At 71.4% G+C, this 15,405-nt stretch carries 10 protein-coding genes and 1 pseudogene; 8 read left to right on the top strand and 3 right to left on the bottom strand.

The window, feature by feature from the left end; genetic code table 11:
- Nucleotides 1-14: 14 nt before the first annotated feature.
- From BN1701_RS32630 to BN1701_RS32665, 8 genes and pseudogenes are all read left to right on the top strand, one after another.
- Nucleotides 15-1,022: an ABC transporter permease gene (locus BN1701_RS32630; RefSeq protein ID WP_082860205.1), complete on the top strand. Its 1,008-nt coding sequence runs from the start codon at nucleotides 15-17 to the stop codon at nucleotides 1,020-1,022.
- A 3-nt stretch (nucleotides 1,023-1,025) separates the two neighbouring features.
- The gene (locus tag BN1701_RS32635) at nucleotides 1,026-2,945 is read left to right on the top strand and encodes a dipeptide/oligopeptide/nickel ABC transporter permease/ATP-binding protein (RefSeq protein WP_054055223.1); all 1,920 of its coding nucleotides are present in this window, start codon (nucleotides 1,026-1,028) and stop codon (nucleotides 2,943-2,945) included.
- 160 nt (nucleotides 2,946-3,105) lie between these two features.
- Nucleotides 3,106-3,834 (top strand): annotated as a pseudogene (locus BN1701_RS32640) (ABC transporter ATP-binding protein); the annotation flags it as partial.
- 14 nt (nucleotides 3,835-3,848) lie between these two features.
- Nucleotides 3,849-7,151 carry a serine hydrolase gene (locus BN1701_RS32645; protein WP_054055225.1) on the top strand — a complete coding sequence of 1,101 codons (3,303 nt, stop codon included), beginning with the start codon at nucleotides 3,849-3,851 and terminating at the stop codon, nucleotides 7,149-7,151.
- Entirely contained in the window at nucleotides 7,148-8,278 is a 1,131-nt protein-coding gene (locus BN1701_RS32650) for a M20/M25/M40 family metallo-hydrolase (protein WP_054055227.1), read from the top strand. Before BN1701_RS32645 ends, BN1701_RS32650 begins: the two co-directional genes overlap by 4 nt.
- Before the next feature lie 32 nt (nucleotides 8,279-8,310).
- Nucleotides 8,311-9,186 carry a GNAT family N-acetyltransferase gene (locus BN1701_RS32655; protein WP_054056323.1) on the top strand — a complete coding sequence of 292 codons (876 nt, stop codon included), beginning with the start codon at nucleotides 8,311-8,313 and terminating at the stop codon, nucleotides 9,184-9,186.
- Nucleotides 9,183-10,292 carry an o-succinylbenzoate synthase gene (menC, locus tag BN1701_RS32660; RefSeq protein WP_054055229.1) on the top strand — a complete coding sequence of 370 codons (1,110 nt, stop codon included), beginning with the start codon at nucleotides 9,183-9,185 and terminating at the stop codon, nucleotides 10,290-10,292. The genes BN1701_RS32655 and menC overlap by 4 nt, the downstream gene beginning before the upstream one ends.
- Nucleotides 10,293-10,509: 217 nt before the next feature.
- Nucleotides 10,510-12,186, top strand: coding sequence for a CdaR family transcriptional regulator (locus BN1701_RS32665; RefSeq protein ID WP_054056324.1), 1,677 nt, complete (start codon nucleotides 10,510-10,512; stop codon nucleotides 12,184-12,186).
- Nucleotides 12,187-12,192: 6 nt separating this feature from the next.
- On the opposite strand, the gene BN1701_RS32670 is transcribed toward BN1701_RS32665, so the two are convergent.
- The 3 genes from BN1701_RS32670 to BN1701_RS32680 all read right to left on the bottom strand — a co-directional run bounded on the left by BN1701_RS32670 (nucleotide 12,193) and on the right by BN1701_RS32680 (nucleotide 15,268).
- On the bottom strand, nucleotides 12,193-13,314 hold the full coding sequence (locus BN1701_RS32670; protein ID WP_157368345.1) for a YncE family protein: 1,122 nt from the start codon (nucleotides 13,312-13,314) through the stop codon (nucleotides 12,193-12,195).
- A gap of 194 nt (nucleotides 13,315-13,508) precedes the next feature.
- Nucleotides 13,509-14,162, bottom strand: a complete 654-nt coding sequence (locus BN1701_RS32675) for a response regulator transcription factor (RefSeq protein WP_067520993.1) — start codon at nucleotides 14,160-14,162, stop codon at nucleotides 13,509-13,511.
- Entirely contained in the window at nucleotides 14,159-15,268 is a 1,110-nt protein-coding gene (locus tag BN1701_RS32680; protein WP_082860206.1) for a sensor histidine kinase, read from the bottom strand. Before BN1701_RS32680 ends, BN1701_RS32675 begins: the two co-directional genes overlap by 4 nt.
- Between the last annotated feature and the right edge of the window lie 137 nt (nucleotides 15,269-15,405).

Raw genomic sequence — 15,405 nt, forward strand, 5'->3', positions numbered from 1 at the left:
AGACTGAAGCTGACATGTCGGTGACATCGACCGCCGCTGGTTCGGCGGCGGACTCGGTCCGGGCGCTGTTCCGGCGCCGTCCGTGGGCGCGGTTCGCCCTGCGGCGCCTGGGCAGGCTGCTGGTCTCGCTCTGGGTCCTGGTGACCGCGTCCTTCGCCATGATCCACCTGATTCCCGGCGATCCGGTCCGTGGGGCGATGGGCCCCACGGCCCCGGCCGAACTGGTCGAGGCCCGAAGGCAGCTGCTGGGACTGGATGATCCGATCACCACCCAGTACGCGCGCTACCTGGAAGGGCTGTTCACCGGCGATCTCGGCACATCGCTGGCCTCGCAGCTCCCCGTCTCCGACATCGTCGCGCAGCGGCTGCCCGCCACGCTGGCGCTGGCCGTGTTCGCCTTCCTGGCCGCCGTGGTGGTGGCGATCCCGCTGGGCGCCGTTATGGGCGTGCTGACCCGCAGGGGGCGCGGGCGGCGCACCGAGTTGGCCTTCACCACGACCGGCGTCGTGGTGGCGACCATCCCGGACTTCCTGATCGGGGTCGCGCTCGTCTACGTCTTCGGGATCCGGCTGGGCTGGCTCCCGGTCGCGGGCAACGACACCGCGGCCGCCTACCTGCTGCCCGTGATCTCCTTGGCGATCGGTCCCGCGGCGATTCTCGCGCGCATCGTCCGCGTCGAGATGGTCGGCGTGCTCGAAGCGGACTTCGTCCGCACCGCCCGGGCCAAGCGGCTGCCCGCCCGGACCGTCTACTTCGGACATGCGCTCCCGAACGCCCTCACCGCGGCCATGACCGTGGGCGGGCTCCTGCTCAGCGCGCTGGTCGCGGGCACCGTCCTGGTGGAGAACGTCTTCGCCTGGCCGGGCCTGGGCAGCACGATCGTCGGGTCCATCCTCGTCAAGGACTATCCGGTGGTCCAGGCGATCGTCCTCGTCTACGGCGTTGGCGTGCTGATCGCCAACCTCGTCGTCGACGTCGCCCTCGCCCTGCTCGACCCGCGTTCGAAGATCAGGGAGGACTGACGAATGCAGCGACACTGGTCACGGGTCGTCCGTACTCCGCTCGGCCTCACCGCGACCGTGCTCGTGGGTGTGGTCCTGGCGCTGGCCTTCCTCGGGCCGATCCTGTGGGCCGAGGGCGCCGAGGCGGTCGACACCGCCGACATGTTGGCCCCGCCGTCTGGCGAGCACTGGGCCGGGACCGACAACCTCGGCCGCGACCTCTTCCTCCGCGTTCTGGTCGCCTCCCGGCTTTCGATCGTGCTCGCCCTGCTGGCAGGCCTGATCGCTCTGACGGTCGGTGTCCTGCTCGGGGCGGCGCCGTTCCTGCTCGGCCGGACTTCCGGTCGGCTGGTGACGGCGGCGGTCAACATCGCCGTCGCCTTTCCCGGGATACTGCTCGCGCTTTTCTTCGCCGTGGTGTTCGGTGTCGGCGCGACCGGCGCGGTCCTGGCCATCGGGCTCGCGGGTGCCCCGGCGTTCGCCCGGCTGACCTCGACGCTGGTGGCGGGCGTCGCGGCGCGGGACTACGTCGCGGCCGCCCGGACCGCGGGGATCGGCAAAGCGCGCGTCCTGGTGCGCCATGTGCTGCCGAACATCGCCGAACCACTGGTCGTCAACGCCTCCATCGGCACCGGCAACGCACTGCTGTCGTTCGCGGGGCTGTCGTTCCTCGGGCTCGGCGTGCAGTCGCCCGCTTACGACTGGGGCCGTTTGCTCTATGACGGCACCGCCGCCATCTACGTCAATCCGGCGGCGGCGTTGGTCCCGGGGGTCGCGGTGGTCCTGGCGGGCCTGGCGTTCAACCTGTTCGGCGAGTCGGTCGCCAAGGCACTCGGTGTGTCCGTCGGTGTCGGCCCGCGCGTGCGGAACACGCCACGCGCCAAGCAGGCGGCGCCGGTCAACGACTCCCGGGCAAGCTCGTCCGATGTCGTGCTGGACGTACGCGATCTCGAGGTCACCTTCCCCGGCGAGTCCGGTCCGGTGCGGCCGGTTCGTGCCGTGTCCTTCCAGGTGCGCCGCGGCGAGGGCGTCGGCATCGTGGGGGAGTCGGGTTCCGGCAAGTCCATGACCGCGCTGGCCGTCACGCGGCTGGTCGCCGACCACGGCCGGGTCGACGCCGCCCGGCTGGAGTTGCTCGGCCACGACCTGCTGTCCGCCGACACCGCGGTGCGACGGCGACGGCTCGGCACCGAGGTGTCGGTGGTCTTCCAGGACCCGATCACCGCGTTGAACCCGGCCCGCCGGATCGGTGGCCAGTTGGCCGAGGTGGCCGTCCACCACCAGGGCATGGGCCGCCGCGAGGCGATGGGCCGCGCCGTCGACCGGCTGACCGCGGTCGGTATCGCCGACGCGGACACGCGCGTGCGGCAGCACCCGCACGAGTTCTCCGGCGGGATGCGTCAGCGCGCGATGATCGGCATGGGGCTCATGGGTTCGCCCGCGTTGATCGTCGCCGACGAGCCGACCACCGCGCTCGACGTCGTGATCCAGCGGCAGGTGCTCGACCTGCTCGGCGCGATCCGCGCGGCCGACGACGTCGCGCTGCTGCTCATCAGCCACGACATCACCGTGGTCGGGGAAGTCTGCGACCGGGTACTGGTGATGTACGCGGGCCGGATCGTCGAGGACCTGCCCGCCGGGCACCTGGCCACCGCCGCACGGCATCCCTACACGCGAGCCCTGGTCGAGGCCGTCCCCGACATGGCCACCGATCTCGCGCGGCCGCTCGCGACGATCCCGGGCCGCCCGGTCGCCCCGGCCGACGTTCCGGCGGGGTGCGCCTACGCCGACCGCTGCGCGCTGGCCGACGCCCGGTGCCGGGTGGAGGACCCGCCGTTGGCGACCGACCCGGAGCACCCGAGCGACCATCGGGTCGCGTGCTGGCACCCAAGCGAACCGATGCGGGCGGATCAGAGCACCGACGAACTGGTGGAGTCGACATGACACCCCTAATGCCAACCTCCTCCGCTCGCCGGGCAGTGCCACGTGGCTGCCAGCCGCACCCAAGGGGAACGAGACGCGGCTCAGCCACCGACACCTCGCCAACCGGATCGTGCCGGCTGAACGTGACTACCACGGTTAATTCCGGGGAGGCGGACCAGTCATGACTGGGCTGTTTTTCGAGAATGTCTCGGTTCGGCTCGGCAGGACGCTCGTCGTGGACGGGGTCAGCCTGGCCGTGCCGGACGGCGAGGTGGTCGGACTTGTCGGTGAATCCGGATCGGGGAAGTCCACGCTCGCCCGAGCCGCGGTCGGCCTCGTCCCACTGGCAGGCGGCGCGATCACCCTCGACGGCACCCCGGTGCCCCACCGGGGGCGGACACGTCCGGTGCAGATGGTGTTCCAGGACCCGTATTCCTCGCTCGATCCCAGGATGACCGTCGGCGAGAGCGTGGCCGAGGCGATGCCGCCGGGAAGCTCGCGGGCCGAACGACGTGCCGAGGTCGAGCGGCTCCTGGCGCTGGTGCACCTCGACCAGCGGCACGCCGAAACCGTTCCATCCCTGCTTTCCGGAGGACAGCGCCAGCGGGTCGCGCTCGCGCGGGCGCTGGCCGCCCGCCCGCGGGTGATCGTCGCGGACGAGATCACCTCCGCCCTGGACGTCTCGGTCCAGGGAGCCGTGCTCAACCTCGTCCGTGAACTCCAGCGCGAGTTGGGCCTGTCGATGCTGTTCATCTCCCACAACCTCGCGGTGGTCCGCTTCGTGGCCTCGCACGTCGCGGTCATGCGGCGCGGCGAGCTCGTGGAGCAGGGCCCGACCGCGCAGGTGCTCACCGACCCCGGCCACGAGTACACCCGCGAGCTGCTCGCCGCCGTACCCGGGCGATCGACCCGAAGGAGCAACCCATGAGCAGACATCTGCGGATCGACGACCTGGTCGACCTGGCGGTCCCGTCGCAACCGGCGCTGTCAGCCGATGGCAGCCGGATCGCGTACGTGCTCCGGACCCTGGACGCCAGGCGCGACCGCGCCGTCGACCAGCTGTGGCTCGTGCCCACCGAGGGCGGCGTGCCGCGTCGGCTCACCGCGGGCCCGGACGACACCGCGCCCGCCTGGTCCCCGGACGGCGACCGGCTCGCGTTCCTGCGCGACGGCCAGGTCATGGTGCTCGACGCCGCCGGGGGAGAGCTGGAGCGGGTGACCGACCTGCCGCTCGGCGCCGGGGCCCCGCGCTGGAGCCCGGACGGCCGCAGGATCGCCTTCACCGCGATGGTGGACCCGACCGGTGGCGCTCGCGGTCCGATGGTCTCCGATGGGCTCGACTACCAGACCGACGGTCTGGGCATGCACGGCTCAGTCCGCGGCCAGGTGCACGTCGTGGATCTGGAGAGCCGGGAGGTTCGGCAGCTCACCGACGGACCGCACAGCGCGGGCACCCCGGACTGGTCACCGGACGGAACCGCCCTCGCCTTCACTCGCCGGGCCGGTGCCGACAGCGACCTGTGCCACCGCACCCCGGTTCACATCCTGGAGACCGACGCGCCGCACGCCGACCCGCGCGTGGTCGCCTTCGCCGACGGGGTGGCCACCGCCGTGCGGTGGGCCGCGGACGGGGCCGCGCTGCTGGTGGTGGGCTGGTCCGGTGACCCGGTGGGCCATGCCCGCCTCTACCGCGTCGGAGCCGAGAGCGGCGAGGTCACCGAGCTGTCGGACGCACTGGACCGCAACGTGATGCCCGGTGCGCCCGGCTATCCCGGCGGCCTGCCGCACGAGCACGCGGGCCGGGTGTGGTTCTGCCTGCGTGACCTCGGCTGCACCCACCTGTGGTCCGCGGCGGCGGACGGAAGCGGTGCCCGCCCGGTCGTGGCGGGCGCCGGTCGGGTCGTCTCGGCGCTGTCGGTCGCCGGTGGCCGGGCCGCGGTCGCGCTCGCCACGCCGACGTCGTTCGGTGAGATCGTGGTCGTGGACCTGGAAAGTGGCGCCGAGACCGTGCTCACCGACCACGGCGCGACTCTGTCCACTGTGGACCTGTATACCCGCGAGGAGCGGTGGTTCACCATCGGCGACGGCACCGAGGTGCAGGCGTGGCTGATGCGCGATCCGGCCAGTGTCGGGCCGCTGCCCGTGTTGCTCGACGTGCACGGCGGCCCGCACAACGCCTGGAACGCCGCCGCCGACGAGATCCATCTCTACCACCAAGAACTGGTCAGTCGCGGCTGGGCGGTGCTGCTGGTCAACCCGCGCGGCAGCGACGGGTACGGGTCGGCGTTCTACGACGGCGTCCGCGGCCGTTGGGGCGTCGCGGACGCGGCCGACTTCCTCGAACCGCTCGACCAGCTCGTCGCCGAGGGCGTCGCCGACCCGGAGCGGCTGGCCGTGACGGGCTACAGCTACGGCGGCTTCATGACCTGCTGGCTGACCGGCCACGACGACCGGTTCGCGGTGGCGGTCGCGGGCGGCACCGTCAGCGACATGGTGAGCATCGGCGGCTCCAGCGACGACAGCCACTTCCTCAGCGCCTACGAACTGGGCGGCGCCCCCTGGCAGAAGCCGGCCGAGTACGCCGCCATGTCACCGCTGACCAACGTTGCCAACGTCCGCACACCGACCCTGCTGCTCCACGGCGCGGCCGACCTGACCTGTCCGCTCGGCCAAGCCCAGCAGTGGCACACGGCGCTGCGCGAGCAAGGCGTGCCGACCAGGCTGGTCGTCTACCCGGATGCCTCCCACGCGTTCGTCCTCCTCGGCCCGCCGTCGCAGCGGCTCGACTACAACCACCGCGTGCTGGACTGGATCGAGCAGCACACGGTCCGGGCCGGGCGGCCCCGGATCGACGGTGCCCACTGGCAGCGGCGGCTGACCCGGCTCGCCGAGCGGTACAACGTGCCCGGCGCGCAGCTCGGCATCCTGCGCCTGGGCGCGGGCGGATCGCCCGACGAGGTGGCGAGGGCCGCACACGGTGTGCTGAACGTCCGCACCGGCACCCCGGTCACCACGGACTCCCTGTTCCAGATCGGCTCCATCACCAAGGTCTGGACGGCGACGGTGGCCATGTCACTGGTCGACGAGGGACTGCTGGACCTCGACGCCCCGATCGCCGACGTGCTGCCCGATCTCTGGCTCGACGATCCCCACGCCACGAAGTCGGTCACGCCGCGGCACCTGCTCAACCACACCAGCGGCATCGACGGCGACGTGTTCACCGACACCGGCCGTGGCGACGCCTGCCTGGAGACCTACGTCGAGGTGCTCGGCGAAGCCGCGCAGATCCACCCGTTGGGCGCCACGTTCTCCTACTGCAACTCGGGGTACTCGCTGCTGGGCCGCGTGATCGAGAAGGTCACCGGACAGACGTGGGACCAGGCGCTGCGCGACCGGCTGCTTGACCCGCTCGGGCTGGCGCACTCGGTCACGCTGCCCGAGGAGGCACTGCTGTTCGCCGCCGCCATGGGGCACGAAACCCAAGGCGGACAACACGTTCCCGCCGCGGCCTGGTCGATACCGCGGTCGGCGGGTCCGGCCGGGGCGGTCACCTCGACGGTCGCCGACGTCCTGGCCTTCGCCCGGCTGCACCTGACCGGCGGGGTCGCCGCCGACGGCACCCGGGTGCTGAGCGCGGACAGCGCCGCCGCGATGACCGCGCACCAGGCCGACCTGCCGGACAAGTACGTCCTCGGCGATTCCTGGGGGCTGGGCTGGATCCGGTTCGACTGGGACGGGCACCGCCTGTTCGGGCACGACGGCAGCACGTTCGGCCAAGCGGCCTACCTGCGCGTCCTGCCCGAGCAGGGGCTCGCCGTCGTGCTGCTCACCAACGGCGGCCACGGCCGCGATCTCTACGGCCACCTGTACCGGGAGATCTTCGCCGAGGTCGCGGGCGTGACCATGCCCCGGCCGTTCGCGCCGCCCGCCGAAGCCACGACCGTCGACATCGAGCCCCACGTCGGCGTCTACGAACGCGAGGGGGTGCGGATGGAGGTCGAGAACGGTCCGGACGGTCCGCTGCTGCGCACCACCGTCACCGGGCCGCTCGCCGAGTTGACGCCCGAGCCGGTCGAGGAGCACGTGTTGGTCCCGGTCGCTCCCGCTTTGTTCGCGGTCAGACCGCCCGGGGTGCGGACGTGGACACCGGTCACCTTCTACGAACTGCCGACCGGTGACCGATTCGTCCACTTCGGAGCGCGCGCGACCCCCCGGGCGGACCGATGAGGACCAACCTTCGCGACATGCTCGCCGACGCGCGGACCCTCATCGAGTGCGAGTCGCCCTCCACCGACCTGGCCGCCGTCGCGCGCTCGGCCGAGGTGGTCGCCAGGGTGGGCACCGCCCGCCTCGGTGTCGAGCCAGAGCGGATCGTGCTGGACGGCCGGACCCACCTGCGTTGGCGGCTGGGCCGGGGGCCGTCCCGGGTGCTGCTGGTCGGCCACCACGACACGGTCTGGCCGCTGGGCTCGCTGGCCGAGCACCCGTGCACCGTCGAGGACCGCGTCCTGCGCGGACCTGGCTGCTTCGACATGAAAGCGGGCCTGGTCATGGCGTTGCACGCGGCCGCAGGTCTCGAAGGCGTCACCCTGCTTGTCACCGGCGACGAGGAACTGGGCTCGCCCACGTCCCGGGAACTGATCGAGCAGGAGGCGAGAGGGGCCGTGGCCGCCCTGGTCCTGGAGGCGTCCGCCGACGGCGGCGCACTGAAGACCGAACGCAAAGGCGCCTCGCTGTACGAGGTGCGGGTGGTCGGGCGGGCCGCTCACGCCGGACTGGAGCCAGAGCGCGGCGTGAACGCCACCGTGGAGCTCGCCCACCAGGTACTGGCCGTCAGCGCGTTCGCCGACCAGCGGGTCGGCACCACCGTCACGGCGACCACCGCCCGCGCGGGCACCACGACCAACACCGTCCCCGCTGACGGTGTGTTCTCGGTCGATGTGCGCGCGCGGACCGTGGCCGAACAGGAGCGGGTCGACGAGGCGATGCGGAACCTGCGGCCCGCGGTGCCCGGCGCACGGGTCGTGGTGAGCGGCGGGCCCAACCGCCCGCCGCTCGAAGCGGCGGCCTCGGACCGGCTCTTCGCGCTCACCCGCCGGATCGCGGCGGACCTGGGACTGCCCGAGCCCACTCGGGCGGCGGTCGGCGGCGCGTCCGATGGCAACTTCACCGCGGGCGTCGGCACGCCGACCCTCGACGGACTCGGCGCGGTCGGCGGCGGTGCGCACGCCGCCACCGAGCACGTGCTGGTCGAGGAGATTCCCGGGCGGACCGCGCTGCTGCGCGCCGTGGTCGAACAGTTGCTCGCGGACGCGCCGCACCCGTTAGCGACCCGTGCGGCCGCCCGGCCATGACCACCCCCGACGAACTGAGGAGCAGGAACTTCGTGACCGACATCAGAGCAACGGCCGTGGAGCCGGTGCTGGACCACGCGACGCGGGCCGCGGCGGCCGCGGCCAATGCGGCGGGCGTCGCGGTGCGCGAACTCACCGAGATCCCCGAGCTCGCGGGCGTCGTCGACCTGTTCGCCACTGTGTGGGGTCGCGCCGGGAACCCGCCGGTGACCGTCGAACTGCTGCGCGCCTTCACCAAAGCGGGCAACTACGTCGTCGGCGCCTTCGACGGGGACCGCATGGTCGGCGGGTGCGTGGGCTTCTTCCACGAGCCCGCGGGCGACGCGCTGCACAGCCACATCGCCGGTGTCTCCCCGGCGGCGATGGGCCGCAGCGTCGGTTTCGCGTTGAAGCTGCACCAGCGGGCCTGGGCGTTGGGGCGCGGTGTCTCGGAGATCGCCTGGACCTTCGACCCGCTCGTCACGCGCAACGCCTACTTCAACCTCGTGAAGCTGGCCGCTCGGCCGGTCGAGTACCTGCCGAACTTCTACGGCCCGCTGTCCGACGCCATCAACGGCGACGAGGACTCCGACCGGCTCCTGGTGCGGTGGGCGCTTCGGGACAGCTGTGTGGCCGCCGCGGGCTCCGGGGGAAGCACCGGCGCGGTGGCCGAGGATGAGATCGCCAAGGGCGCGGTCGTGGCGCTGGGCGTCGCCGACGCTGGCGGCCCGGTCCCCGGCCCGCTCGACGGCGCGGTGTCGCTGGTCGCCGTGCCGCGTGACATCGAGGAGTTGAGGATGACCGACCCGGCTTCGGCGCGGCGCTGGCGGATCGCCGTGCGTGAGGTGCTCACGGGCCTGACCGCCCGTGGCGGCCGGATCGACGGGTTCGACCGGGCAGGCTGGTATGTCGTGCGGAGGGAGTCATGATGGCCGACGGGGTTGAACTGCGTCGCATCGCGATGCCACTGGTCTCGCCCTTCCGGACCTCGTTCGGCACCGCGACGTCCCGCGAGATCCTGCTTGTCCGCGTGGTCACCGACGACGGCACCGAGGGCTGGGGCGAGTGCGTGGCGATGGCCGCCCCGCGCTACTCCTCGGAGTACGTCGACGCCGCCGCGGACGTGCTGCGCCGGTACCTAGTCCCCGCGCTGCTGGCCGCCGGGCCGGTCCGGGCCCACGCGGTCGCCGGGCTCCTGGCACCGTTCCAGGGCCACCGCATGGCCAAGGCCGCCCTGGAAATGGCGGTCCTGGATGCTGAACTTCGCTCCGAACTCCGTTCGTTCGGCCATGAACTCGGCGCGGTGCGGGAGAAGGTTCCGTGCGGTGTCTCGGTCGGCATCATGGACAGCGTCCCCGAACTTCTCGACGCGGTCGGCGGCTTTCTGGACGAGGGCTATGTCCGCATCAAGCTCAAGATCGAGCCCGGCTGGGACGTCGAGCCCGTGCGCGCGGTCCGCGAGCGGTTCGGCGACGACGTGGTGCTCCAGGTGGACGCGAACACGGCCTACACCCTGGCCGACGCGCGGCACCTGGCGCGGCTGGACCCGTTCGACCTGCTGCTGATCGAGCAGCCCCTCGACGAGGAGGACGTGCTGGGCCACGCCGACCTGGCCAGGCAGATCAAGACGCCGATCTGCCTGGACGAGTCCATCACCTCGGCCCGCGCCGCCGCGGCCGCGATCCGGCTGGGCGCCTGCCAGGTGGTGAACATCAAGCCCGGTCGGCTCGGCGGGTACCTCGAAGCGCGCCGGACCCACGACGTGTGCGTGGCGAACGGGGTGCCGGTGTGGTGTGGCGGAATGCTGGAAACCGGGCTCGGCCGGGCCGCCAACGTGGCGCTCGCCGCCCTGCCCGGGTTCACGATGCCCGGCGACACCTCGGCGTCGGGGCGGTACTACGCCGCGGACATCACCGAGCCTTTCGTGCTGAAGGACGGCTATCTCGACGTGCCGGACGGACCCGGGCTCGGCGTGGCACCCGTGCCGGATCGGCTCACCGAGGTCACCACCGCTAGCGAGTGGCTCGCCGGGTGACTCGGCTGTTGAATTCGTCGCGCGAAAGGCCGGTGTTGTCACACTGGTCGCCACCCTTGTCGGGTATCCAGTCGGTGACCCTCTCGACGGCAACGGCCGGATCACTGGCCGCCGACCCGGCCTTCGCGCGACTGGTGACTGTCCGGATGCGACGGTGAACGCCGATCCGGGTGGATCGCGCCGGGTGGCGGCGGTGCCGCGCGGCTATCGTAAAGGCGTGCGGCACCCAGGCGCCCCCCGTCCCCAGGCAAGCCTGGGGCGGGTCCTCGACGACCTGGGCGCAACGCTGCTCGACCTCGCGCACGGCGACGCCGACCGACCCGGGGAGATCGGCGGCGTCGTCTTCCACGACCCGCTCGATCAGCCGGTGCTGCCGCCGCACGCGCTGGTGCTCGGCGTCGGTGTGGAGACTCCCGACGAAGTCGCGGCGCTGCTGCGCACGCTGGGGCGTCAGCGCGCCGCGGCACTGGTGCTCCGAGCGCCGGTGCCGCTCACCGACGAGGTGCGGGCCGCCGCCGACGCGGCGGCGGTGGCCGTGCTCGGGCTCAACCGCGGCGCCCCGTGGGGCCACCTCAGCGAGATGCTCCGCGCCCTGTTCGCCGGGGGCGGGGCCGGGGTCAGCGACCCGGAGTCGCTCGGCGGCCTGCCCGCCGGTGACCTGTTCGCCGTCGCCAACGCGATAGCGGCACTGCTCGACGCCCCGGTCACCATCGAGGACCGCAACTCCCGGGTGCTCGCCTTCTCGGGCCGCCAGGACGAGGCCGACCCGTCGCGGGTCGAAACGATCCTGGGCAGGCAGGTGCCGGAGCGGGTCGCGCGAGTCCTGAACGAGCGCGGGGTCTTCCGTGACCTCTTTCGCAGCGACTCACCGGTCCACATCGACCCCATCCCCGACCAGCTGGGCGGCTCCTCGCTGCCGCGTGTGGCCATCGCCGTGCGCGCGGGCGACGAGGTGCTGGGCTCGATCTGGGCCGCGGTGCCGGGCAGGCTCAGCGACGAGCGCCTCGAAGCGCTGGGCGAGTCGGCCAAGCTGGTCGCCCTGCACCTGCTCAGGATCCGTGCCGACGCCGACGTCCAACACCGGGTCCGGGCCGATCTGCTGAGCGCCGCGCTGGAAGGCGGCGTCGGCGCGGGCGACGCGCTCGACCGGCTGGGTCTGTCCCACCAGCCGCTGCTGGTTCTCGGCGTCACCCTGGACGAACGCGATCCGCGTCGCGACGACTCCACCAGCGCCGCCGTCATCCATGATCGGCAGCGGCTCGCCGACGCGTTCGCGCTACACCTGTCCGCCGCGCACCCACGGGCGACGGCCGCGGCGATCGGCGCGGTCACCTACGGGTTGCTGCCGATGACCGGGTCCGCGGACAAGGCCGAGACCCGGGCGGTCCGGATACTCCAGGACTTCGTCGACCGGATCGGTGAGCGGCTGACCCCGCTCACCGCGGCGGGTCCGGTGGCGTTCGAATTGTCCGATGTGGCCCACAGTAGGTCCTGTGTGGACAGAGTGCTGCGGGTGCTGCGCGAGCTGCCCGGCCCTCGGCGGATCGGACGCTTCGACGAGTTGCAAGGCGCGGCGTTGATCGTGGAGATGCGTGACATCGCCGCGGCCCGCGGTGAGAAACCGACGGGAACGCTGGCGAGGCTGATCGACTACGACCGCCTGCACCGCGGCAACCTGGTCGAGACACTCCGAGCGTGGCTGGACGCCTTCGGCGACGTCGCGGTCGCCGCGGAATCGGTCAGGGTCCACCAGAACACCTTCCGCTACCGGCTGCGGCGGGTCGCCGAGATCGGGCGGTGCGATCTCGGCGACCCCGGTCAGCGATTCGCCGTCATGGTGCAGATGCGGGTTCTCCACGCCGAGTCCCCGATCGCCGCCGCACCCGACGCCTGAAGGCGGCTAGCCGAGACGGTTGACGATCTTGGGGTTCTTCGGGTCGCTCAGGTCGATCACGGCGATGGTCAGGTCTGCGTTGAGCACCCACGCCAATGGTGCGTCATCGCTGAAGACGATCGCCTGGCGGGGACCCACGAGGCGATCGTCGTTGCCCACGTTGCCCAGCACGGCGCCGGTTTCGGGGTCGAGCGTGGTCAGCGAGTTGTCGCCGTGGTTGCCGGTGAGCAAGGTCTTCTGATCATGGGACAGCACGGCGCCGTAGGGCCGCTTGCCCTGGAGCTCGATCTTCTTCTGGGTGGGCGGGGTCGTTGTGGTGTCGATGATCGAGACGCTGTCGCCGACCCCATCCTTGCCGCTGTCGGCGACGAACGCCTTGGTGCCTTCGTTGTTGAAGGACAACCCGCGCACCGCGACGAAGCTGCCGATGTCGTCAACCTTCGTGTTGGTCGCCATGTCCACACGCGTGATGTGATTGGCCCCGATGTCGGTGACATACACCTGGTTTTGCTTGGGCGCGACCGCGATCCCCTGGCGTGGCTGGGTGAATCCGGTGATGACGGCGGTTGGCCTTTGCAAGACGGGGTCGATCACGGTGACGGTGCCCGCGGCGTGGTTGGTGGCCCACAAGGTAATGCCGTCAGCGGACTGGGACTGCGCGGTGCCCATCACGCCCGCGCCCAGTGGCAGCCGCTTGATGACCTTGTATGTGCTCATCGAGATCTCGTCCAGGACACCGAGGGTGTCGTCGGTCACGGTGATGCTGTGGCCGTCGGGGTGGAACAGGATGTTGCGCGGGCTGGTGTAGCCCCCGATCTTGTGGAGCTCGAAGCCATCCGACAGGCGGAGCACCCGCAGGTACTGGGTCTCGGAATTGGTGACCACGGCGATGGTCTGATCGGGGCTGACGGCCATGCTGTTGTTGCTGATGCCCGACGCGAACGGCGCGGGAATGTTGTTCAGGTAGCCGTTGTAGGCGCCTACTCCGTAGGGCACCGTCTGAGGGACTTCCTGGGTCGCGGTCGCGGGCGACTGCTGGTCGGCGAAAGCCACTGAGCCGGTGAAGGCCAGCGCCGCGATGGCGGCCATGCCGAGTGCCGTCCGGCGGGTCGGCTTGGTGAGAGTCACGTGGACTGTCTCCTTGTCCGTGGTGCCCACCCGTCGTGGACACCCACAGAGGGATACGTCGACAATGATCGTGATGTTGAAGGCCGGACCGAATTCCTCGGCGGGTTTCGTTGTGCGGCATCAGGACTTCGAGTCGCTACGCGGATGCGGCAGGCCGGACCGCACCCTTCTTTCTTGCTGTTGTGCGCGTTCCTTCAACGTCGTGGCTGAACGAGACCCGCGTCGTAGGCGAAGACGATCGCCGCGGCTCGGTCGCGGGCGCCGAGTTTGGTGAAGAGGGTGCCCACGTGGGTCTTGATCGTGGTCTCGGCGAGGAACAGCTGGTTGGCGATCTCCCGGTTGGAGGCGCCGCGGGCCATGAGGCGCAGGACGTCGAGCTCGCGGTCGGTCAGCGCGTCGAGTCGGATGTCGTGGCGGGTCGGCGGCCGCGCCGACTGCCGGTAGGAGTCGAGGATCGGGCCGAGCAGGGTGCCGTCGATCCAGGTGCCGCCCGCGGCGACCGTGCGCACCGCTTCGATGAGGTTCTCCGGGGTGGCCGACTTGAGTTCGAATCCCGCCGCGCCCGCGTCGACCGCGGACCAGAGCACTTCCTCGTCGCCGAACGTGGTGAGGACGCACACCGGTGGTCCGTCGGCGTCCCGCAGCAGGCGGGTCGCCTCGATTCCATCGGTGCCGGGCATGCGCACGTCCATGCACACCATGTCGGGTGCGCACTGGGACACCGCGGCCACGATGTCGTCGCCGTTGTCGCGTTCCCCCACGACCTGGATGTCCGGTTGGCTGCGCAGGACCAGGCCGAGCCCGGCGCGCACCATGGGCTGGTCGTCGACCAGGAGCACCCTGATCACGCCGACGCTCCGGCCAGGCGGCGGGGCAGACGGGCCTGAACCACCCAGTGCTCATGGTCGGGCCACGCTTGGAATGTTCCGTCGATGGCGGCCACTCGGTGCTCCAGTCCGGTCAGTCCCATCCCGGTGCCCGGTTGCTGGGTGGTCGAGCCGAGCGCGCTCTGGACCCGCACGGTGACCCCGCCGCGGTCGACCGCGATGCGGATTGTCGCCTCCGGTGAGCGGGCGTGTTTGACCACGTTGGTGAGAGCCTCTCGCAGCACGTCGTGCAGGACGATACGCGGTGCCGCCGACAAGTCGTCGAGGTCACCCGCGATGTGGAGGTCGATGCGCATACCGGCGTCGCGGTAACTGGCCAGCAGACGGTCGAGCGCGCCGGGTTCGAACGGGGTGAGCGACTGGGAGCCCCGGTGCATGAGCCGCAGGGCTTGGCGCAGTTCCTCCATGCCCCGCCGACCCTCGTCCTCGGCTTGCCGAAGCGCCTCGGTGGCCTCCGCGGGCGAGGAGGTGAGGATCATCCGCGCCCCGGAGAGGTGGAGCAGGACGACGCTGAAGCTGTGCCCCACCAGGTCGTGCAGGTCCCGCGCGATGCGCTGGCGGTCCTCGGTCACGGCGATCTCGGCCAGCTTGATCCGGGTCCGTTCCAGCTCGTCGATCAGCGCCCACTGCTGGCCGACCACGTGACCGAAGGCCCAGCCGATCAGCAGCCCGCCGGACCAGAGCCAGGCGCCGATCCCTCGGTACCACTCGCTGTTCCCCAGTATCCGGATGACGAACGGCGACGCCAGGCACAGCGCCATCACGGCGGTGTCGAGCCAGTGCGACCGGCTGGCCGCCACCACCGCCAGCGCGGTAGTAACCACGAGGTAGGCGCTCTGGGTGACGACCGCCGCATCGCCGATGAATGTCGGAATCATGACCCAGGAGAGCAACAGCCAGCCCGGCATCGACCGCCAGAACACCCGCACGATCAGCGCGGGGAACATCAGCAGCGCCAGGATCCAGCCCCAGTCCACCGCGTAGGCGAGGTTGAGCACCCCCAAGGCGCTGCCAAGAACGGCAGCCCCGATGACGAACTCGTCGCGGTCACGGAGCAAAGAAGGCATAGCACGACTATAAGTTCGCACCGGCACCGCCGGTTCCTGCCGCGGTACTTGGGCGCCTCCTCCCGTGGGAGGAGGGCCCGCCGGATTTCTCGGCCCAGGGAACACCACTCGCGGTACTCGGCTCCGAGGACATCAGC

Source organism: Alloactinosynnema sp. L-07 (genome assembly GCF_900070365.1).
Classification (GTDB): domain Bacteria; phylum Actinomycetota; class Actinomycetes; order Mycobacteriales; family Pseudonocardiaceae; genus Actinokineospora.

What these genes read in the sequence shown, in the direction of transcription:
- BN1701_RS32630 (WP_082860205.1), top strand. Translation starts at nt 15, where the DNA reads ATGTCGGTGACATCGACCGCCGCTGGTTCGGCGGCGGACTCGGTCCGG.
- BN1701_RS32635 (WP_054055223.1), top strand. Translation starts at nt 1,026, where the DNA reads ATGCAGCGACACTGGTCACGGGTCGTCCGTACTCCGCTCGGCCTCACC.
- BN1701_RS32645 (WP_054055225.1), top strand. Translation starts at nt 3,849, where the DNA reads ATGAGCAGACATCTGCGGATCGACGACCTGGTCGACCTGGCGGTCCCG.
- BN1701_RS32650 (WP_054055227.1), top strand. Translation starts at nt 7,148, where the DNA reads ATGAGGACCAACCTTCGCGACATGCTCGCCGACGCGCGGACCCTCATC.
- menC (WP_054055229.1), top strand. Translation starts at nt 9,183, where the DNA reads ATGATGGCCGACGGGGTTGAACTGCGTCGCATCGCGATGCCACTGGTC.
- BN1701_RS32680 (WP_082860206.1), bottom strand. Translation starts at nt 15,268, where the DNA reads ATGCCTTCTTTGCTCCGTGACCGCGACGAGTTCGTCATCGGGGCTGCC.